The sequence below is a fragment of the Pseudonocardia kunmingensis genome (assembly GCF_006716445.1).
In the GTDB taxonomy this organism is placed as follows: Bacteria; Actinomycetota; Actinomycetes; order Mycobacteriales; family Pseudonocardiaceae; genus Pseudonocardia; species Pseudonocardia kunmingensis.
Window position 1 is genome coordinate 223,584 of the sequence record NZ_VFPA01000003.1, and the last position, 20,726, is coordinate 244,309.

General features: G+C 72.5%; 16 protein-coding genes and 1 tRNA gene. 10 read left to right on the top strand and 7 right to left on the bottom strand.

The window, feature by feature from the left end; genetic code table 11:
• The first annotated feature begins 6 nt into the window (after positions 1–6).
• A complete protein-coding gene (locus FB558_RS24025; RefSeq protein WP_142057091.1) occupies positions 7–1,692 on the top strand; it encodes a DUF4091 domain-containing protein in 1,686 nt (561 codons plus the stop codon).
• A 446-nt stretch (positions 1,693–2,138) separates the two neighbouring features.
• Complete coding sequence (locus FB558_RS24030) at positions 2,139–3,398, top strand: M20 family metallo-hydrolase (protein WP_142057093.1); 1,260 nt, start codon at positions 2,139–2,141, stop codon at positions 3,396–3,398.
• Positions 3,399–3,439: 41 nt separating this feature from the next.
• Here FB558_RS24030 and FB558_RS24035 read toward each other — a convergent pair whose 3' ends face one another.
• Together FB558_RS24035 and FB558_RS24040 are read right to left on the bottom strand one after the other, a co-directional pair.
• Positions 3,440–5,200, bottom strand: coding sequence for a sodium:solute symporter family protein (locus tag FB558_RS24035; protein ID WP_142057096.1), 1,761 nt, complete (start codon positions 5,198–5,200; stop codon positions 3,440–3,442).
• Positions 5,197–5,475, bottom strand: a complete 279-nt coding sequence (locus FB558_RS24040) for a DUF4212 domain-containing protein (RefSeq protein WP_142057097.1) — start codon at positions 5,473–5,475, stop codon at positions 5,197–5,199. Before FB558_RS24040 ends, FB558_RS24035 begins: the two co-directional genes overlap by 4 nt.
• A 167-nt stretch (positions 5,476–5,642) precedes the next feature.
• On the opposite strand from FB558_RS24040, the gene FB558_RS24045 reads away from it, so the two are divergent.
• The gene (locus FB558_RS24045; RefSeq protein ID WP_142057099.1) at positions 5,643–6,065 is read left to right on the top strand and encodes a hypothetical protein; all 423 of its coding nucleotides are present in this window, start codon (positions 5,643–5,645) and stop codon (positions 6,063–6,065) included.
• A gap of 27 nt (positions 6,066–6,092) precedes the next feature.
• Here the strand turns inward: FB558_RS24045 and FB558_RS24050 are convergent, their stop codons facing one another.
• The 3 genes from FB558_RS24050 to FB558_RS24060 all read right to left on the bottom strand — a co-directional run bounded on the left by FB558_RS24050 (position 6,093) and on the right by FB558_RS24060 (position 9,065).
• Positions 6,093–7,229, bottom strand: a complete 1,137-nt coding sequence (locus tag FB558_RS24050) for an NAD(P)/FAD-dependent oxidoreductase (protein WP_142058998.1) — start codon at positions 7,227–7,229, stop codon at positions 6,093–6,095.
• Between the two features lie 161 nt (positions 7,230–7,390).
• Positions 7,391–8,158: a PIG-L family deacetylase gene (locus FB558_RS24055; protein ID WP_142057101.1), complete on the bottom strand. Its 768-nt coding sequence runs from the start codon at positions 8,156–8,158 to the stop codon at positions 7,391–7,393.
• A 40-nt stretch (positions 8,159–8,198) separates the two neighbouring features.
• The gene (locus FB558_RS24060; protein ID WP_142057103.1) at positions 8,199–9,065 is read right to left on the bottom strand and encodes an endonuclease/exonuclease/phosphatase family protein; all 867 of its coding nucleotides are present in this window, start codon (positions 9,063–9,065) and stop codon (positions 8,199–8,201) included.
• A 452-nt stretch (positions 9,066–9,517) separates the two neighbouring features.
• On the opposite strand from FB558_RS24060, the gene FB558_RS24065 reads away from it, so the two are divergent.
• Complete coding sequence (locus tag FB558_RS24065) at positions 9,518–10,402, top strand: PhzF family phenazine biosynthesis protein (RefSeq protein ID WP_142057105.1); 885 nt, start codon at positions 9,518–9,520, stop codon at positions 10,400–10,402.
• A 321-nt stretch (positions 10,403–10,723) separates the two neighbouring features.
• Here the strand turns inward: FB558_RS24065 and FB558_RS24070 are convergent.
• A tRNA-Ile gene (locus tag FB558_RS24070) sits at positions 10,724–10,798 on the bottom strand.
• A 771-nt stretch (positions 10,799–11,569) separates the two neighbouring features.
• Between FB558_RS24070 and FB558_RS44020 the strand changes: the two genes are divergently transcribed.
• The 4 genes from FB558_RS44020 to FB558_RS24090 all read left to right on the top strand — a co-directional run bounded on the left by FB558_RS44020 (position 11,570) and on the right by FB558_RS24090 (position 17,019).
• On the top strand, positions 11,570–13,162 hold the full coding sequence (locus FB558_RS44020; RefSeq protein ID WP_211366806.1) for a caspase family protein: 1,593 nt from the start codon (positions 11,570–11,572) through the stop codon (positions 13,160–13,162).
• Between the two features lie 84 nt (positions 13,163–13,246).
• Positions 13,247–15,085 carry a S8 family peptidase gene (locus FB558_RS24080; protein ID WP_142057107.1) on the top strand — a complete coding sequence of 613 codons (1,839 nt, stop codon included), beginning with the start codon at positions 13,247–13,249 and terminating at the stop codon, positions 15,083–15,085.
• Between the two features lie 26 nt (positions 15,086–15,111).
• Positions 15,112–16,479, top strand: a complete 1,368-nt coding sequence (locus tag FB558_RS24085) for a lipase family protein (RefSeq protein WP_142057109.1) — start codon at positions 15,112–15,114, stop codon at positions 16,477–16,479.
• A gap of 198 nt (positions 16,480–16,677) precedes the next feature.
• Positions 16,678–17,019, top strand: coding sequence for a VOC family protein (locus FB558_RS24090; RefSeq protein WP_142057111.1), 342 nt, complete (start codon positions 16,678–16,680; stop codon positions 17,017–17,019).
• A gap of 51 nt (positions 17,020–17,070) precedes the next feature.
• Here FB558_RS24090 and FB558_RS24095 read toward each other — a convergent pair whose 3' ends face one another.
• The gene (locus tag FB558_RS24095) at positions 17,071–18,042 is read right to left on the bottom strand and encodes a DoxX family protein (protein ID WP_170231505.1); all 972 of its coding nucleotides are present in this window, start codon (positions 18,040–18,042) and stop codon (positions 17,071–17,073) included.
• A 97-nt stretch (positions 18,043–18,139) separates the two neighbouring features.
• Between FB558_RS24095 and FB558_RS24100 the strand changes: the two genes are divergently transcribed.
• The gene (locus FB558_RS24100) at positions 18,140–19,084 is read left to right on the top strand and encodes an ROK family protein (protein ID WP_246106717.1); all 945 of its coding nucleotides are present in this window, start codon (positions 18,140–18,142) and stop codon (positions 19,082–19,084) included.
• Between the two features lie 28 nt (positions 19,085–19,112).
• Positions 19,113–20,726, top strand: a complete 1,614-nt coding sequence (locus tag FB558_RS24105) for an alkaline phosphatase D family protein (protein ID WP_142057117.1) — start codon at positions 19,113–19,115, stop codon at positions 20,724–20,726.

Consider the following 20,726-nt stretch of genomic DNA (forward strand, 5'->3'; position numbering starts at 1 on the left):
CCGCACGTGCCCGTCGCCTCGCGTCCGGACTGGACGTTCCTGACCCTCGACAGCCTGGAGAAGGTCTTCCCCGACGAACGCCCCCGGGCTGCCGCGCCGGGGCACGCGCTCTCCGGCTTCCTCGGTGAGACCCTCTCCGCCCAGATCGCCTTCCTCCCACCCGCCGCCGAGAGCCTCCGCGCGGTGCCGCCGATCCGCATCGAGGTCGAGGGGCCCCTGGCCGACCACGTCGAGCTCAGCGCGGTGGAGCTCGTACCGGCGACGCTGCTGGCCTTCGACGGGCACGACCCGGGCTACCTGCGCGACACCCCCGGCCTCTACCCGGACCTGCTGCGGCCCCTCCCCGCCGGGGAGGCGATCCCTCCCGCGATCGGCTACTGGCGGGCGATCTGGATCGACGTCCGGGTGGACGACCCAGGCCTGGCCGGCGTGCACGAGGTGGTCCTGCGGGTCCTGAGCGATCACGACGGCCGGCTGCTGCACCGCGTCGCGCTCGGGGTGGCGGTCCACCCGGTGGCCCTGCCCGAGCTGGACATCGTGAACGCGCACTGGCTGCACGCCGACTGCCTGGCCGACCAGTACGGGGTGGAGGTGTTCGGCGAGGAGCACTGGCGACTGCTCGACAACTACGTCGCGGCCGCGGCCCGGATGCGCGCCAACTCCCTGCTGACGCCGGTGTGGACGCCGCCCCTCGACACCGCCGTCGGGGTCACCCGCACCCCGGTCCAGCTGATCGAGATCACCGAAGACGGCGACGGCTACCGGTTCACGTACGACCGGCTGGAGCGCTGGCTGCGGATGTGCGAACGGCACGGCATCCGCACCCTCGAGATCGCCCACCTGTTCACGCAGTGGGGCGCCCGGGCGACACCGGCCATCTACGTCGAGACCTCCGAGGGGACCGAGCGGCGGTTCGGCTGGCACGTGCCGGCGACCGACCCCAGCTACCGGGCCCTCCTCGAGCAGCTGATCCCGGACCTGCGCCGCTACCTCGCCGCCCACTGGGACGGGGACGTCTTCTTCCACATCAGTGACGAGCCCCGCGCCGAGATGCTCGAGGACTACCGCCGCGCCCGCGCCGTCGTCGAGGACCTGCTGCACGGTGCCACCGTCGCCGACGCGCTGAGCGACTTCTCGTTCGTGCGCGACGGGGTCGTGCAGACGCCGATCGTCGCCACCAACCACGTCACGCCGTTCCTGGAGGCCGGCACGAGCCCGTGGGTCTACCACTGCGTCACGCAGAACCGCGACGTCGCCAACCGGTTCATCGGCCTGCCCTCGTTGCGCAACCGGGTGCTGGGGCGCCAGCTCTTCGTCGCCGGCGCGCCGGGGTTCCTGCACTGGGGGTTCAACTTCTGGCTGGCGCAGGACTCCACGCGTCGCATCGACCCCTTCCGGGACACCTGCGGTGGAGGGGCGTTCCCGGCGGGCGATCCCTTCATCGTCTATCCCGGCGCGGACGGCCACCCGCTGCTGTCCCTGCGCTACCGGGTCTTCACGCAGGCGATGGACGACCACCGCGCACTGCAGCTGCTGCGCGAGCTCACCGATGCCGGGACGGCGCGGTCCTACGTCGACCAGGACGGTGGGCTGCGCTACGACGCCTTCAGCTACGAGCCGGAGCACTACCTCGAGTCCCGGCTGGCCGTCGACGCCCGCATCCTCCACGAGCTGTACGGGACGCGCACCTGAGTGCTGCTTCCGGCCGTTCGACGGCACCGCTTCCGGTGCGCCGAGGACATCTCGAGGCCACCGCACGAGCCGCCCGACGATCTGTCGGACGCCCCGCCCTGAACAGCGGAAGGTGACTCGCGCGGTCGCGAAGTAGTTCGGCAGGTCGAACCATGTAGCGCTCGGCGAGGTCGTCGTACAGGGAGGAGTCCATCGCGTCGACGCCAGAGGCCAGTGGACGTCCGGGCACCTGAGCCCGACGGGGCGATCCCGAACGCCCCTTGACCGCTCCACGTCTCTCTGGTCCGGTATGCCGGGACCCCGCACGAAGGCCGGACCCTGCCCGGAGCCACGTCGCCCGGGACGGGAAGTACGTCGGCGCCGACGGGCGCGGCCGGTTCCTCGTCCGCGGCACCCGGTGACCGGTCCGGCCGACGGACCACGTGACCCCACGAAGGACGGCACACATGGCAGGCCCCGATGCCCTGAACCCGGTCGCGGAGCGACTGAAGGACGATCTCACCGAGTTGGCCACCATCCGTGCCCCCGAGAGCGGCGGCTGGACCCGCACGGTGTTCTCCGAGCCCTACCGGTCCGCCCGCGACTGGGTGCGTGCGCGCATGCGCAGCGCCGGCCTGGACGTGCACGCCGACGGTGCGGGCAACCTGATCGGGGTGCTCCCCGGCCGGGACCCGTCCGCGCCCGCGCTGATGACCGGGTCGCACACCGACACCGTCGAGTCCGGCGGCCGGTTCGACGGCGTCGTCGGAGTGCTCGGCGCGCTCGAAGCGGTCCGCCTGATGCGCGAGAACGGCATCCGCCTCGAACGCGACCTGCTCGTGGTCGACTTCCTCGGCGAGGAGTCCAACGACTTCGGGCTCAGCTGCCTGGGCAGCCGGGCCCTCGCCGGTGAGCTGACCCGCGCGCACCTGGACCGGGTCGACCACGAGGGCGTCCGGCTCGGCGACCGCTACACCGGCTTCGGGCTCGATCCCTCCGCCGTGCTCGGCGCCGCCGGCGACTTCACCACGAACGGCCTGCACCGCTACCTCGAGCTCCACATCGAACAGGGCCCGGTTCTGGAGGAGCACGGCAGCGCGATCGGCGTCGTGACCGCCATCGCCGGGATCCGACGGCTCGTCGCGGACTTCATCGGCCGGGCCGACCACGCCGGCACCACTCCGATGACCGTCCGCCGAGACGCCCTCGCCGCCGCGGCCGCCGCGGTCCTCGCCGTGCGCCAGGAGGGCTGCGGAGCGCCAGTGCACGGGGTCGCCACCACCTCCCGGCTCGACGCGGAGCCGGGATCGCCGAACGTCGTCCCGGCCCGGGTCCGCATGCAGGCCGAGATGCGCAGCGTCGACGTCGGATGGCTGTCCGACGCGCAGCGGCGGCTGGCGCAGAAGATCACCGAGCAGGCCGGGGAGTTCGGCGTCGACGCCGACCTGCGCTGGTCGGTCGACAACGACCGCGTCCCGGCGCACGCCGACGTCCAGCAGACCATCACCTCGATCACCGACGCACTCGGCATCGGCTGGGAGGCGATCCCCAGCGGCGCGACCCACGACGCCGTGCACATCGCCCGGCTGTGCCCGATGGGCATGATCTTCATACCCTCACGGGAGGGTCGCAGCCACTGCCCCGAGGAGTGGACGGAACTCGACGACATCCTCACCGGGGTGCGGGTGCACACCGAAACCTTGATCGCGCTCGATCGCTCTGCGTGAGCCGGCTCGACGTGCGACCCCCGATCCGCGCGTCTCGCCCGTCAGCTGCGCCCTGGCCGGTCCGACGGAGGCTCGTCGCGATCCGACGGAGGCGCGTCGATGATCCCCTCCTCCGCGGCTGCCTCCTCGAGGTGCCCCTCGGCGTGCGCGGCGACCAGCCGGCTCTTGCCGGGGTAGCGGATCTCCTCGACGAGCTCCTGCATCGCCGCGGACGGCTTGGGGGTGAACAGCGAGACGATGATGGTGACCGCAAAGTTGATCAGCATGCCCACCGTGCCGAAGCCGGTCTCCGGGATGCCGAGGATGCCGTCGCCGTCGCCGTAGATGTCGATGGTCCACAGCATGTAGGCCATCGTGGTGATGAGTCCCGCTGCCAGGCCTGCCGTGGCCCCCCTCGCCGTCGTCCCCTTCCAGAAGATGCCCAGCACCAGGATCGGGAAGAAGCTCGCGCACGCCAGGCCGAAGGCCAGTGCCACCACCTGGGCGACGAACCCCGGCGGGTTGATGCCCAGGTAACCGGCCACGACGATCGCCGCGCCCATCGCGATCCGCCCGACGAGCAGCTGGCGCTCCTCCGTCGCGTGCGGGTTGATCCGCTTGTAGTACAGGTCGTTCGCCACGGAGGACGAGATGACGAGGAGCAGGCCCGAGGCCGTCGAGAGCGCCGCGGCCAGTGCACCGGCCGCGACCAGACCGACCACCGGCGCCGGGAGGCCGGCGATCTCCGGCGCGGCGAGCACGATGATGTCGTTGTTGACGGTCACCTCACCGGCGTCGGGGCCGTAGTCGATGAGGCCGTTGCCGTTCGCGTCGTCCACCGTGATGAGCCCGACGTCCCGCCACGTGTTGAACCAGCCCGGGGTGGCGTCGAGGCCGGTCCCGGCGATCTGGTCGATGAAGTTCAGCTTGCTGAACGCGCCGATGGCCGGGGCCGAGGTGTAGAGCAGGGCGATGAAGAACAGCGCCCACAGCGCCGAGTACCGGGCGGCGCGCACGCTGGCGGCGGTGTAGAAGCGCACGATCACGTGCGGGAGTCCGGCGGTGCCGAACATCAGGGCCGCGGTGATCAGGAACATGTTGAGCATGTTGGTCTGGGTGAACGCCTCGGTGTACGCCTCGAACCCGAGGTCCCGCTGCAGTCCGTCGAGCTCGGCGAGGATCTGGCCGAACCCGATCTGCGGCACCGGCATCCCGGTGACCTGCACCGAGATCGCGACGGTGGGGATCAGGTAGGCGATGATCAGCACGGTGTACTGCGCCACCTGCGTCCAGGTGATCCCCTTCATGCCGCCCAGCACGGCGTAGAAGAAGACGATGACCATGCCGATGATGACGCCCGTGACGGTGCCGACCCCGAGGAAGCGCTGGAACACCAGGCCGACGCCGGACATCTGCCCGGCGACGTAGACGAACGAGATGACGACCGCCGCTACGACCGCGACCAGCCGTGCCGACTCGGAGTACCGGTCCCCGACGAAGTCCGGGATCGTGTACTTGCCGAACTTCCGCAGGTACGGCGCCAGCAGCAGCGCCAGCAGCACGTAGCCGCCGGTCCAGCCCATCAGGTACACGGACCCGGCATAGCCGTTGCCGGTGAACGCGATGATGCCGGCCATGGAGATGAAGGACGCGGCGCTCATCCAGTCGGCCGCGATCGCCGCGCCGTTGGCCGGCGCGGGAATGCCACCACCTGCGATGTAGAAGCCGGCCGTGTTCGACACCCGGCTCGCGTACGCGATGTAGATGTAGATGCCGAAGGTGATGACGACGAAGACGAGGGTCCAGATCTGGATCTGGGTCACGGGTGGTGGACCTCCTCCTCGTACTCGTCGATCCCGTACTCGGCATCGAGCTTGTCCATCCGCCAGACGTAGACGGCGATGAGGATCACGAAGATCACGATGGAGCCCTGCTGGGCGAACCAGAACCCGAGCGGGAACCCGAGCACCACGATCTGGTTGAGCGGCTCGACGAAGACGATGCCCGCCCCGAACGACACGAGCGCCCAGATCGCCAGGAGGACGCTCATCAGGCGCAGATTGCGTCGCCAGTAGTCTCTACGCTGCGTTGCGTCCACACGCTCCTCCGGAGATCACCGACAGGTTGACCTGGATCACAGGTAGCGTGCAGATGCACGCACACGGCGTCAACACCGCGAAGGACACGGATCGGGCACGGAGCAACGATCCGGCCACGGACAGCGGGGGCGTGGACGCGCGCGGTCACGGCATCTAGGGTCGCCGGATGGCGCAGGTGGGCCCACAGCAGGCAGGCCGCGGGAGAACGCGCCGCAGCCCCGCGAGCAGGCGCCTGCTCGTCGCGGCGCTGCTGATCCTCGTCGGGGCCTTCCTGCCCTGGCTGGCGACAGGTGCGGGCAACGTGTCCGGCATCCGCGGAGCGGGCCTGTGGACGATGTACGCGGCGGTGCTCGGCCTGGCCGGCGCCGCCATCCGGTCCCATCGGCTCGCCGCACTCCACGCTGCGGTGCTGGCCGTCGTGGCCATCGCCCTCCCGCTCTGGCAGGTCGTGCACCTCGCCGGCCTGGTCGGCTTCGCGGGCTGGGTTCCCGGCCCCGGCCTCGTCATGACCGTCGGCGGAGGCGTCCTCGCCGGCAGCGCCGCCCGCACCCTGTTCCGCGCCTCCAAGGCCGGGCGTGCGGCCGGCTGACCGGCCATGAGCGGGTGCGCGGCGTCCTCAGGTCAACGCGCGGCTGCCGGCGACGAGGGCGAGGCTCGGGTGGCGTAGGCCGAAGCCGCCGGCCCCGCGGACGATGGCCTCCTTGACGATCGCGGCCGGGCGGCCGGTGAGCATCGGCCCGTACGGCCTGTCGTTCTTGGCGTACTGGACGAGCCCGTCCCCGCGACCGAGGCTGATGCACTGACCGTCGATCTCGACGCGCAGCTGCCGCGGGGTGCGGCCGGCCAGTCGGTCGCCGATGGCGCGGACGGCGCACGCGGCAGCCAGGCCTCCCGGCCCGCAGCCCATGCGCAGCTCCCGCCCATCGGGGTTGTGGGCGGCCGCTGCATCCCCGATGGCGTAGACGTCGGGATGCGACACCGATCGCATCGTGCCGTCCACGAGCATGCGCCCGTTGTCCCCGACGGCCAGCCCGGCCTCGCGCGCCAGCTGCGGCACCCGGAATCCGGTGGTCCACACCACCACGTCGGCGCCGACCTGCTCACCGCTGTCGAGCAGCAGGCCGTCCGCTGCGACCTTGGCGACCGGCGCGTGCTCGTGGAGCCGGATGCCGAGGCGGTCGAAGGCGCGGTACAGGTGAGCCTGGCCGGGCTCGGACAGCGCGGGGCCCAGCGTGTCACCGGTGACCAGCCGCACCGTCCGGTCCGGGTAGGTCTCGGCCAGCTCGGTGGCGGCCTCGATGCCGGTCAGCCCGCCGCCGACCACGGCGACCGTTGATCCGGTGCGAATCCGCTCGTGCAGGCGGGCTGCCCGCTCCGCGTCGGCGACGGCGACGGCGTGCTCGGCCGCACCGGGGACGGCGTCCAGATCGGCCTGGCTGCCCAGCGCGTACACCAGCAGGTCGTAACCGATCGGCTCGGCGCCGCTCGCCAGCTCCACCTGTCGCTGTCCGGGGTCGATGCGGCTGACCTGGTCGACGACCAGCCGGACACCGGTGCCCCTGAGCAGGTCACGCAGCGTCAGGGCGCGCAGCCGCTGGCCGGTGGCGAGCTGGTGGTTGCGCATCCGCTCCACGAACCGGTCGCGGTTGTTGACCAGCGTGACCGGGCCGCCCGTGCGCTTGGCGAGCAGCTTGGCAGCGGTGAGGCCGGTGTACCCGGCGCCCAGGACCACGATGTGCGGGGTCGTTGCCATCACGCGCTTCTCCTTTCGCCGCCGGACGAACCGGCGGCGCCCGTCGGGATGACCGTCGAGCACGAGACGCCGGCGAGCCGATCCATGTGACATCGCGCCCTACGTGACGTGCGCCATGAACAGGGCGCCTCCACCTGCCCGTACCGGCTGGGGGCCCGGAGTCAGTCCTGCACGTTGTCGGTGGAGAACTCCGGCGGTGCCTGCAGGTCGTGGGCGCGGAACAGGACGGCGTGATCGACACCCATGGATTTGCCGCTCATCGCGGTGAACGTCGGGATGAAGTCCGCGGGGGCGGGGTGGTCCGGGAGCGCGGCCAGGTACGCGGCGTGCGCCTCGAGCGAGGCGACGCCACGGCGCAGTGGTTCGCCGGTGACCTCGACGCCGTGGGTCGCGGAGTCGGCGAGGCCGGGGACGATGTACCAGCGCACGGAGTGCGGTGCGAGGCCCTCGTCGTCGACCTGCTCCGGGAAGACCCACCGGTTGCCCGCGTCGCGCACCGCATCGAGGGTCGCGAGCCCGGCCGCGCGGTGGTCGGCCTGGTCGAAGCCGTAGGGCGTCTCGATCTGGTAACCGGTGCCGAGTACGACGTCGGGCGTGAAACGGCGGATCTCCCGGCAGATGTCCCGGCGCAGGTCGAGACCGTAGACGAGCACGCCGTCCGGATGTCCGAGGACCGTCAGGTGCTCGACGCCGACGGCGGCGCAGGCGGCGTGCTGCTCGGCGACGCGCAGCCGAGCCGTCTCCTCCGGGGGGTTCGGCATGCCGGCCTCGCCGCGGGTGAGCAGGAGATAGCCGACCTCGATGCCCCGCGCGGTCCAGCGAGCGACGGCCGCGGACGTGCCGTACTCCATGTCGTCGGGGTGCGCGACAACGCAGAGCACGCGCCGGAAGGACTCCTCGGGGAGCGCGGGCAATGTCATGTCGACCATCCTTCCCGTCAGGGCCCCCGTCTGCCGCGTGACCGCGCGCCTAGCTGGGAGCAAGCGTGACGAGCAGGCCCGGGTGGTCGGTAGCGCGCAGGTCGATCGTCCGGGAGCTGTCGACGACGAGCTCGGGCGTCGCCACGACGAGCTGCGCCTCGCCGTCGCCGACGAACGCGGAACCGGACGGGAGGCAGGACCCGAGATCCGGGCTGTCGCCGGACCCGAGGTTCAGATCACCACCCAGCACCAGCGGCACCCCGCCCCGCGCACGCATCCCCTCGACGACCGTGCCGAACAGGTACTCGCACTGGCCGACCGCGACCTGCCGATCGGTGTAGGCCAGGTGCGTGGTGCAGACGGCAACTGCCGGCGTGGCGCCGACCTCCATGCACACCCATGCCCGCTCCTCGGGGTCGTCCGAGTCCTGGAGGGGGTAGATCCCGCTGCCGACGGAGGATCCGGGCACCGACGGCCACCGTGACACGATCCCGTTGCCGAACTGCTGGCCGTTGCGGCAGCGGTACGCCTCGCCGGTATTCCGGTCACGCGCCGCCTGGAATGCAGACACGGCCGCACCGCCGGGCACCGCGCGGGCGAGGGCCCGCTCCAGTGCCTGCACGTCGTCCTGACAGACCTCGTTCAGGGTGACCAGGTCGGGTGCCTCGCTGCGGATCACCGCGGCGGCTTCGGCGACCGACCGGCCGGTGTAGCAGGCGGCGATGCCACTGTTGCACAGGTTCAGCTGCAGCACCCGCACCGGCGCGGCCGGCGGATCGCCGGCCGGCGCCGTCGGCGGAGCTGACGGGGGGCCGGCCGCGTTCACCCCGGTCGCCGTCCAGGAACACGCGGCGAGGCCCGCGACCAGGCAGCCGGCGATCGCCACCCACAACCCTCGATACGCCCGGTCGGCCATGCGCCGTCCCCATCCCGAGTAGCAGTCCGGCTCGGACCTACCGACTCCTCACCTCCCCCCGTCGGCCGACACGAGGTCCGCGGTCCGGGGTTCGCCGAAGCCTCGCAAACGTGGGGCGGTACCGCATCGCGTCCGATACCCGAGCGAGGTCGGCGCGCGCGCTGACGGGGGCGAGCACGCGCGTGAGGGCCTCCTCGGCCTTCCTCTCCGCTGCGCGGTTCGCCCCGCGCACGTCACGCTGCGCGCTGCGCACCCGAACCCGTGCCCGGTTGATGTTCGTGCTGGTCACAGGCAGGTGGTGCGGTCATCATCCACCAGCCGGTGCAGGACGGCACCGGCTGAGGCAGGACGGTACGCTCCGGGACGCGTTCGGCCGGCCGTTGCGGCCAGGTCGGGCTATCGGCGGAACGCCGTGCGCGGTTGCCGGTTCGTTGATCGTCAAAGGTGGGCCGATGTCCTGGCCGGATGTCACGGTGGTTGATGCGTGCGTGCGGCGCGACGGCCGGGGCGGCAGCCCCACGGCCGTCACCGACGACGACCCGGCGGCGACGGACGCGGACCGGCGTGCGGTCGCTGCTGCGGCCGGCACCTCGCACGCGGCGTTCCTCGGCCAGGGGCGGACGCCGGACGGTGGCCGGCCGGTGCGGTTCTTCACCGCCACCGCCGAACTGTCCGGCTGCGGCCACGGCACCGTTGCCGCGCAGGCCGTCCGGTTGACCCGCACCGCGCTGGGCGAGCTGAACGACCGCCAACACACCGGCGGGCGCACGTTCGACACCGTCGCGATCCGCCGCTCCGCCGGCATCGAGGTGTGGTTCGACCAGGGCCTCGTCGCGCTGCGTCACCCGGCACCGGACGAGCGCGCCGCGATCGTCGCCGCCCTCGGGCTCACCGCGGACGACCCGCATCCGACCGACGTGCCACGGATCGCCGCGCCCGGCGCACCACGCATGCTGGTACCGGTCCACGACCGGGCGGCGCTGCTCCGAGTCCACCCACACCTCGGCAGGCTGACAGCGGCGTGCCAGCGGTACGGGCTCCTCGGCTGTTTCGTGTACGCACCGCCGCTGGGCGACCGACCGGGCGCGGCGCGGATGTTCGCGCCGGCGATCGGTGTCGACGAGGACGTCGCCAACGCCAACAGCACCGGCTGCCTGGCCGCCCACCTGCTCGACACGACAGGGGCACAGACGGTCGCGATCGAGGTGGAGCAGGGTGACACCCTCGGTCGACCGGCCAGCGTGCTCGCTTCGGCCCGACGCGGGCCGGCGGGCATCACGACCCGAGTCGGCGGGTTGGCGGTGGTCCGCGACGGCCACCGAGGCGACAACAACTAGGCCGTCCTCTTCTGCGATCCGCGAATGGAGCTGGGGCTGTCCGCTGCGGTCGAGCGTTGGCACTCGATGGCGGCCCCGGCGCGGTCGGTGCCTTTGATCGTCTTGCTCGGGTACCGGTCTCGGCCGGTGACCGGGCCCTGGCCCGCGCAGACCCGCATCTGCAGAGAGCCGCTGCGCTCGCGGATGCTCCCGCGCCGCCATCACCCGCCGCCGGCGTTTGCGCTGGTCATCGGGGCAGCGCAGGCCGCTCGTTCGTGGACGCAAGCATGGACGAGCAGGTCGGAAGAATCGCTGGATGAGGAAGTTCCTGCTGCTCAGAGGTGGGGCGGGTGGGGTTCGAACCCACGACCTGACGGATTATGAGTCCGCTGCTCTGACCAGCTGAGCTACCGCCCCGGGGGAGGCGAGACTACCCCGCCCGGCCTCCGCCGCGGTCGACGCCGGAGATCGACGTCACGGTCGACCCGCTGACCGACCAGGGGTGGACGGCCGACCTCGCCGGGCCTGCCTGCGCCGCCCCCGAGAAGCCGGTGACGGAGCGCTCGGCACCCGGGGGAATTGATCGTTGCGAGATCGACGTGTGCGCCCTGCCGGGGGGGCGTTCGGCTCGATCTCGGATCGATCGATCGTCGCGAGGCCGAGCTGTTCGCCCCTGGCGGGGCGATCCGGCGGACCTCGCTGCGATCTTGCCGCCCGCTCCGTTCCTCCGACGCATCGTCCCGAGGTCCGACAGTGCGCGTCCGGCGCGGGGAACTGGGCCGTTCGGGGTGCCGCCGCAGCTGCAGGTGTGACCCCACTCCCACTGCCCGACCATTCGGCTCTACGCAGAAGTGCGTACATCGCGAATTCCGCCGCCGCCACCGGATGCGTAAGCGTCACCGCGGGAGTCGCACAAAGCGCTTTCCGGTGTCGGTCCGTCACAGCAGAGCCCGCTGTGGTTGCTCCCGATGTGCGTCGCCCGACTGGCGGGCAGACGGCGGCTCCACTCCTGCGCGACCCTGTCCGTCGCCTCGATCGGGCGGTTCCGGTTCGCGGAGTCGCTCCGCGCTGGAACCGCATATGTGGACGCCGGCCGCTTCCGTGCCGCGTGTCGCAGTTCGGCGGACCGTTGTGCCTTCGACCGGCACCGGCGCCGCCATCCGGGTTGTGCAGAGACTGGAGGACGTCGTGGCGCGTGGCATTTCCATTCAGATCGGGATCAACAACGTCGATCCCGCGGTCTACGGTTCGCCGCTCACGTTGCGCGGGTGTGAGAACGACGCGCGCTCCATGCGCGGGCTGGCCGAAGCGGCCGGCTTCGACATGGCGGCCTCGACCATGCTGCTCTCCCCCGCGGCGACGGCGGGCGCGGTGGCCGGGGCGATCAGGGCGGCGGCCGCCCGCCTGCGCGGGGGCGACCTGCTCTTCCTGACCTACTCCGGGCACGGCGGGCAGGTGCCGGACCCGACCGGGACCGAGCTCGACGCCAAGAACGAGACGTGGGTGCTCTACGACCGCCAGCTGCTCGACGACGAGCTGAACATGCTCTGGTCGGAGTTCGCGCCGGGCGTGCGGATCTTCGTCCTCTCGGACAGCTGCCACAGCGGCACGGTGGTCCGCGACGTCGACGGCACGCTGTACGACAGCACCCGGCGGGCCACGCTGAACGCGCTGCCCGTGCTCACCAGGGACCTCGGCGGTCTCGACCTCCCCCAGCCCGTGACGAGGGACCTGCCGTTCCTGGTCCAGGCGCGGGTGTACCAGGACAACAAGGCGTTCTACGACGGGATCCCGCGTGCCAAGGACGTCACGGCGGCGGCGTCGGTGCTCCTGATCAGCGGCTGCCAGGACAACCAGGTGTCCCTCGACGGCTCGGTCAACGGGCTGTTCACCGAGAAGCTGCTGCAGGTGTGGAGGGCCGGTTTCAGCGGCGATCACCCGGGGTTCCGGGACGCCATCGCGGCACTGCTCCCCCCGACGCAGTCCCCGAACTTCTACACCACCGGCGCCGCCTCGCTGCCGTTCCAGCGACAGCGTCCCCTCACCGTGGCGGCTCCGGTCACGGCCGCCGCACCGGTGGAGCACCACGCGCCGGCCCAGCCTTCCGGGAGCACCTGGATGGATCGGCTCCGACTCGAGTTCGGGAACATCTGGAAGGAGAACGGCATGACGCAGAGCGCCAACGGTGCCCAGGAGAAGTGGTTGGAGTTCATCCCCGTCGTCGTCGACCTCGGACTGCAGGTCGTCGATGCGTTGTCGAAGGAGGGCTACCAGATCGAGAACGGTTCCGGGCAGAAGCTCGTGGCCACCAGGGATACGGCCGGCGGGGAGAAATGGCTGCAGTTCATCCCCCTCGCGATCAGCGTCGGCGCTCAGGTGTACGACGCGCTCAGCAAGGAAGGGGCGCTGCCGCCGAGCAAGCAGGTGGCGCTGCCCAAGGACATCTCGGCGGAGTCCACGAAGGGCTGGCTGGACCTCATCCCGATCGTCCTCAACCTCGGGAGCCAGGTGCTGAACGCGGCCACCAAGGAGGGTTTCGTCGATTCCGGCAACGGATCGCCGATGCCGAGCCTCGAGGACCCGGACGCGAAGGGCTGGATGGATCTCATCCCGGTGGCCCTCGAGATCGGGACGCAGATCTACAACACGCTGACGAAGTCGACGGCCACCACGACCGGGATGCCGGTGCGGTCCCTCGGTGACGCCGCGGCCGGCGGGCCGGTCGCCCGCGAGGTCGTCGCCTCGTTCGGCAAGCAGGTGCTCGAAGCCGCCCGGATGTGACGGGCAGCCCCCGAACGGCTCCGTCGCGCTCGTCGCGGCGGAGCCGTTCGGCCGGTCGCCCCCGTAGGAGGGGACGGAGACGCGATGGCGCTCACCCCGGTCGACCGTCTGGGCGACTACATCCTCGTCACCCTGCTCGCCCGCGACGGGTCCGCGAGCCAGCCCGAGGTCGTGGACGGCATCCGGCGGGACACGAGGTTGGATCTCACCGCCGAGGACGTCGAGGAGGTCGCCGAGGTCGAGTCGGCGGCGGAGGGAACCGGCGGGCCACGGCCCGAACGCTGGGTCAACCGCCTCTACGTCGCGCTGCGCCGCCTGATCGCCGCCCAGTGGGTCCGGGCCGACAGCCGGCGCTGGGAGCTGACCGCGGCCGGGCGGTCCGTGGCGCAGGAGGCCCAGGAACGGATCGTCGCGCCCGGCGAGCGCGCCACCGTCACGCAGCAGCCCGAGGACCGGACGCTGGTGCGGCCGAGCGTCATGGCCGAACCGCTCCTCGACCCGGACGAACGGGCGCGCATGGGCCTTCCGGTCGACGACGACGCCGTCATCCCGGTGCTGGTGGAGCTGAACGTCCGGTACCCGGGAGGGGTGGCGGAAGCGCTGGGCCGGCTGCGCGAGGTCGTCGGCGCCGGGCCGGGGCGGGTGGACCCGCTCACCGAGGACCTGGTCGCGATGCGCCTGTCGATGAACGACGTGCGGACGCTGCTGCAGCACGACGCGGCGGCACCCACGCCGCGGGAGCGCGCGATCCACCGCGTGTGGCCGGACTTCCCGGTGCAGCCGCTGATCGACTCGTCGTGCCGGGCGGTCAAGGCGGACGCCGCCCGCCGGGCCTTCAGCGCGCTCGGGGACGGCGTGGTGTGGGCGGTGGTCGACTCCGGCATCGACCGGACCCACCCGCACTTCCAGCACGGGCTCACGGTCGATCACGACGACGTCCGCGACATGCACCGCGACTTCACGGTCTCCCTCGAACCCGGCCCCGAGACGGCGGGCACGGCGCTCGTCGACGAGCGGGGGCACGGCACTCACGTCGCCGGCATCATCGCCGGCACCGCGCCCCCGGTCGGCAGCGCAGTCCGCGTCGAGGTGCTGCGTGACCAGTTCGGCGACGCCGATCAGGGCGCGCCGGGTGCCGCGGCGCAGCGGACGTTCGATCGCGACCTGCTGGCCGGCATCGCCCCGCGGGCGCGTCTGGTGAGCCTGAAGGCGCTGCCCCCGGAGGAGGACGCGGAGTCGAGCCGGGTGATCGCGGCGCTGCGGTACGTGCGCCGGGTCAACGCCGCCAGCGACCGGCTGATGCGCATCCACGGCGTCAACGTCAGCATCGGCTACGAGTTCGACCCGAAGTGGTTCGCGTGCGGCCAGAGCCCGCTCTGCCGGGAGGTCGACCGCCTGGTGCGCACCGGCGTCGTCGTGGTCGTCGCCGCGGGCAACACCGGGTACGGCCGCCTCAGCGCGTTCGTGCGGCAGACGAACACCGGGATCGGCATGACGATCAACGATCCCGGCAACGCGGAGCGGGCGATCACCGTGGGCGCGACGCACCGGGACCGGCCGCACACGTACGGGGTGTCGTACTTCTCGTCCAAGGGCCCCACCGGCGACGGCAGGGCGAAACCGGACCTGGTCGCCCCCGGCGAGCGGATCGCCTCCTGCGCGGCCGGCGCGACCGCCGCGGCGCGGATGGCCGGCGGGCGGCCCCCGCACGTCGCGCTCTACGTCGAGGAGAGCGGCACCAGCATGGCCGCCCCACACGTGTCGGGCGCCATCGCGGCCTTCCTCTCCGTCCGTCCCGAGTTCCTCGGCCAGCCGGAGCGGGTCAAGGCCCTCTTCTGCCGCACGGCCACGCCGCTGGGGCGGGAGCGCTACTTCGAGGGCGCGGGCCTGGTCGACCTGATGCGCGCCCTGCAGTCCGTCTAGCCAGTCGACACGAGGGGAGTGGGGACATGGATCGCATCGCCGGCCTGCCGTTCGGAGAGGTCCCGTTCGACGCCGATGGCGACGTCGACCGCGACGCCGCCCGCGCCGCCGTCTCCGGGCTGCGGGGCGAGGGCGTCACCGACGTCGTGGTCTTCGCCCACGGCTGGAACAACGACACCGCCGCGGCACGACGGTTGTACGAGCGCTTCTTCGGTCAGTTCCCGGCGCTGCTCGCGGGACGCACCCGGCCGGGCCGCACCGTCGGGTTGCTCGGCGTGCGCTGGCCGTCGAAGCGGTGGTCGGACGAGCCGGAGCCGGACTTCGACGCCGGCCTCCTGCCCGCCCTCGACCGCGGTGGCGCGGCCGGTGTCGGCGACCCGCCGCCCACGTTCGCCCCGCCGCCCTGGCCCAGTGCCGCGACCGCGGCGGTGATCCGCGAGGCCTTCCCCGACGCCGATCCGAGCGCCGTCGACGAGCTGGTCGAGCTGCTGCGGATCCGCCCACCCGGTGAGGCGGGCCTGCAGCGCGCCCACGACCTCGTCACGGGGATGCTGCGCGGCGCACCCGGGCCGGCGTCGGCCGACGACGGCGACGGGGCGGGCGCCTTCCCCGCCGTCGCCGGGTCCGACCGGAAGGCCCGCGAGGTCGCGCGCAGCTACCTGCAGGAGCTGGAGCAGCTCGGCGTGACGACCTCCGGGCACGGGGGACCCGCCGGGCTCGCCGAGGACATCGGGCGGCTGTGGCACGGCACGCAGGAGCTGGCCCGCCAGGCCACCTACTGGCAGATGCGCAACCGGGCGGGCGTGGTCGGCGAGCGGGGGCTGGGGCCGTTCCTCGCCGAGCTGCTCGCCGCGGACATGCAGGTCGACCTCGTGGGCCACAGCTTCGGGGCCCGCCTCGTGTCCTACGCGCTGCGTGCGCTCGATCCCCCGCAGCAGGTGCGGTCGGTCGTCCTGCTGCAGGGGGCGTTCTCGCAGTTCGCGTTCGCCGACGCGCTGCCCCACGACCCCGGCCGGTCCGGTGCGCTGCGCGGCGCGCAGGCCCGCGTCGCCGGGCCGGTGATCGCCTGCCACTCGCGCTTCGACGGCGCGCTCGGCACCTTCTACCCGCTCGCGTCGCTGCCCGCGGGACAGGACGCGGTGATGGTGGAGTCGTTGCGGGAGCGGTGGGGGGCCATCGGCTTCGACGGGCACAAGCCGCACCCGAACCGCACACCGATGCTCGCCCCGGCGGCGCCCTACACGTTCGCCGCGGGCACCCTGACCAGCATCGACGCCGCCCGGGTCGTCCGCCACGGCCGGCCGCCGTCCGGTGCCCACTCCGACATCGTCCACCCCGAGCTGGCGTGGATCGTGCTCTGCGCCGCGGGGCTCATCGCCGACGGGCCGACATGATCGGCGTTCGCGTGCACCCACTGCTGCGTCACCAGCAGTACGCGCACCCAACCGGCGATCTCGCCGGCGGCGGGGGCCGGGAGCAGCCGAGCGCCGGTTCGCGATGAGTTCGGCCGCCGCCACCGGTCACCCCTGGGAGGGGCGGTGCCCGCTGCCCCCGCGACCGGAGGGAGATCCGTGCCGAGCACCGTGCAGCCGATGATCACCACAGCCGACCTGCCGCGCCTGCAGCGCTTCTACACCGGACTGCTCGACGCGAAGGAGACCGAGCGGTTCCCGCAGGACGGAGCGGCGTTCTTCGTCGCGCTCCGGATCGGCGACTCCGACCTCGGGCTCGTCAGCGACGCCGATGTCGAGCCGGGTGGGGGTCAGCGGATGCTGATCAGCGTGGACGTCGCGGACGTCGACGGGCTGCTCGGGCGCGTCGAGGTGCTCGGGGGGCGGGTGGAGGGGCCGCCCACGGACATGCCCTGGGGGCAGCGTGTCGTGCACCTGCAGGACCCCGACGGGAACGCCGTGAACCTCACCCAGCAGCTCTGACGCACCCCGGCCCGGCACCGCGGGTGCGGCGCCGGGCCGGGTGTCGTGGGGTCAGTGGCTGCTCAGGGCGTGGGCGCGCTTGCGGGCGTCCTTGGCGAGGCCCTCCGCCTGGTGCACCACCTCGCTGCTGACGGAGGCGGCGCGGGCGGCGACGTCGTGGCCGAGCTTGCTGGCCTGGTCGCGCAGCGGGCCCACCTTCTCCAGCCGCTTGGCGGTGTGCTTCTGCAGTTCCGCGCTGCGCTTCGCGGCCCGCTTCTGCAACTCGGCACCGCGCTTCTCGGCGGCCTTCTGCAGCTTCGCCCCGCGCTTCTCGGCCTTGCGCTGGGCCTTGGCGGCGCGCTTCGACCAGTCGGCGGAGATCTCACCGGCCCGCGACGAGAGGTCCGCGCCCTTGCGCGAGGAGACGGCGGCGCCGGCGGCGGGCGCGATGCCTGCGAGTCCCGCGGCCAGCCCGGCGACGGCTCCCCCGGCGTCGTGCGCGGAGCCGGACACCTTGCCGCCGACGTCGTGCACGGCGCCGGTGACCCGGCCCGTCACGTCCGAGGCGGTGCCGGAGATCGCACCGGCCTGCGCGGCGGTGGCCGCCGCCGCGAGCTTGGCCGCCTTGCGTCCGCGCCAGCCGAGCGAGGGCTTGCCCTCGGTGTCCGCGGCGGCGATCAGCAGACCACCGAGGAGGCCGACGTTCTTCAGGAAGTGGATCTGCTGCTCCTGCTTGCGCTGCGGGTCGGTCTCCTCCCAGAACCGGTGGCCCGCGAGGGTGGTCGGGACGAGCGTGGCGGCGAGGGCGGTGGAGGCGAGGCGCGGGTACTTCCCGAACGCCAGCAGGGTGCCGGCGACGATCTTGACGCCCGCGTCGATCTTGATGAGCATCTCGTCGTCGGGGCGCTGGTCGATCGGGGCCATCTCGACGGCCCGGTCGACGGCCGGTGCCACCGCGTCGAGCACCGGCTTCGCCGCGGCCGCGTGGCCCTCGGGCGCCTTCAGAGCGTTGATGCCGCCCTGGATGAACAGGGCCGCGAGCATGGGTCGGGCGACTCGTCGAAGGAGCATGTCGTGCGCATTCCCACATGCGTGCCGACCAAACGCTGTATCGATCAATCGGGGGTGCCATCATGCGGGGGTGACGACCACCAGGCTGGCCATCGGTCTCGACATCGGTGGCACCAAGATCGCGGGCGCCGTGGTCGACGAGCGCGGCACCGTGGTGGCCGAGCTCGTCGAGCCGACGCCGGAGGAGTCCGACGCCGAGCCGGTCACCGCGGTGCTGGTGTCGATGATCGAGCGGCTGCGCGCCGAGCACGACGTCGTCACGATCGGCGTCGGTGCCGCGGGCATCGTCGAGTGGCCCGCGGGCAAGATGCTCTGGGCTCCGAACAACTCCTACCGCGACTGGCCGGTGCGCGAGCAGCTGGAGAAGGTCACCGACCTGCCCGTCACCGTCGACAACGACGCCAACGTGGCCGCGCTGGCCGAGGCCCGCCTCGGCGAGCCCTACCCGAACATGGTGCTGATCACCGTGGGCACCGGTATCGGCGGCGGTCTCGTCATGGACGGCAACATCTACCGCGGGCCCACCGGGCTGGCCTCCGAGCTGGGCCACATCATCCTCAACCCGGACGGCCCGCGCTGCGGCTGCGGCAACCACGGATGCTTCGAGGCCTACGCCTCGGGCACGGCGCTGACGCGCATGGGCCGCGACGCGGCGGCCGACGCCCCGGACGGGCTGATCGCCCGGCTCGGCGCCGAGGACGGCGAGGTCACCGGGCACACCGTCGTCAAGGCGGTGGAGCAGGGTGACGAGACGGCCAAGGCCCTCTTCGCCCGGCTCGGACGCTGGCTCGGCGTCGGCATCGCCTCGCTGGCCAACATCTTCGAGGTCGACGCCGTGGTCGTCGGCGGCGGGCTCGTCGAGACCGGCGAGCTCCTGCTCGCGCCCGCCCGCGCCGCCGCCCGCGAGTACGCCTACGCGCCCACCGCCCGCGGGATCCCGCCGGTGGTCCCGGCGACGTTCGGCGGTGACGCCGGCAAGATCGGCGCGGCCCTGCTCGCACTCGATCACGCCTGACGCACACGTCACTCACTAGGGTGGTGGCGTGTCCCTCGCACTCGGCCCGGTCCTGCGCCACGTCGGCGAGACGACCGCCTCGATCTGGGTGCAGACCGGGCGGCCGGCCACCGTCACGGTGCTCGGGTGCAGCGCGCGCACCTTCGAGGTGGCCGGGCATCACTACGCCCTCGTGCCGGTCACCGGCCTGGAGCCGGGCAGCGAGGTGCCCTACGAGGTGGAGGTCGACGGCGAGCGGGTCTGGCCGCAGGCCGCCAGCCCGTTCCCGCCCAGCGTCATCCGCACCCGCGGGCGGGCGGCCGACGAGCGGCAGCGGGTCATCTTCGGCTCCTGCCGCTACTCGAAGGTGGCCGACCCGAAGCTGAGGGCGCAGCTCGGGATCGACGCGCTCGACGCCTACGCGGCGCGCATGGCCACCCGGCCGCACGACGAGTGGCCCGACGCCCTGCTGCTGCTCGGCGACCAGGTGTACGCCGACGAGCTCACGCCGAAGAACCGCCGCCGGATCGCCGGGCGGTCCGACCGCCACCCGGACTGGCCGGACGACGAGATCGTCGGTTTCGACGAGTACGTCGGGCTGTACTGCGACTCGTGGAGCGACCCGGAGATCCGGTGGCTGATGTCCACCGTGCCCACCGCGATGATCTTCGACGACCACGACGTGCGCGACGACTGGAACACCTCGGCCGTGTGGCGGCACGAGATGCAGAGCACGCCGTGGTGGCGCGAGCGGATCCGTTCGGCGCTCGCCTCGTACTGGGTGTACCAGCACATCGGGAACCTGGCTCCCGAACACCTGGCCTCCGACGCCGACTACCGCAAGGTCCTCGAGCACGACGGGGACACCTGGCCGCTGCTCGTCGAGCTCGCCGACCGCGCCGACACCGAGACCGACGGCGAGAAGGGCGTGCGGTTCAGCTTCCGCTGGGACCTCGGCAACAGCCGCCTCATCATGATCGACTCCCGGAACGGGCGCATCCTCGAGGACGGCCGGCACCTCATGCTGGGCGACTCGGAGTTCTCCTGGATCGAGGAGCAGGCGTCCGCCCCGGGCGCGGTCGACCACCTCATGATCGGCACCTCGATCCCGTGGCTGCTGCCGCACGCGATCGGCGACCTCGAGACCGTCAACGAGATCGCCGCGGCACGTCCCGGTTGGCGCGGCCGGCTCGGGGAGGCCCTCCGGCAGGCCGCCGACCTGGAGCACTGGGCGGCGTTCCGCAGCTCGTTCGACCGCCTCACCGCGATGATCGGGCGGGCGGCGTCGAACGGGCCCGCCACCGTCACCGTGCTCTCCGGCGACGTCCACCACAGCTACGTCGCGCGGGCCGACCTGCCCGGTGACCCCGCCGCCCGCGTCCACCAGCTCACCTGCTCCCCGGTGCACAACCGCATCCACTGGTTCGTCCAGCCCGGGTTCCGGCTCGGCTGGTCACGCGTCGCGCGCAGGCTCGCCGAGCGGTGGTCGCTGCGCGTCGGGGCCCCACCGAAGCCGCTGTCCTGGGAGCGGCTGGCGGGCCCGGTGTTCGGCAACACCCTCGCCACCCTCGACCTCACGGGCCCGCGCGCCGAGGTGGTGTTCGAGCAGCCGCAGTCGTCCGCGGCGCTCGTCGAACGGGCCCGACTCGACCTGACCGGATGA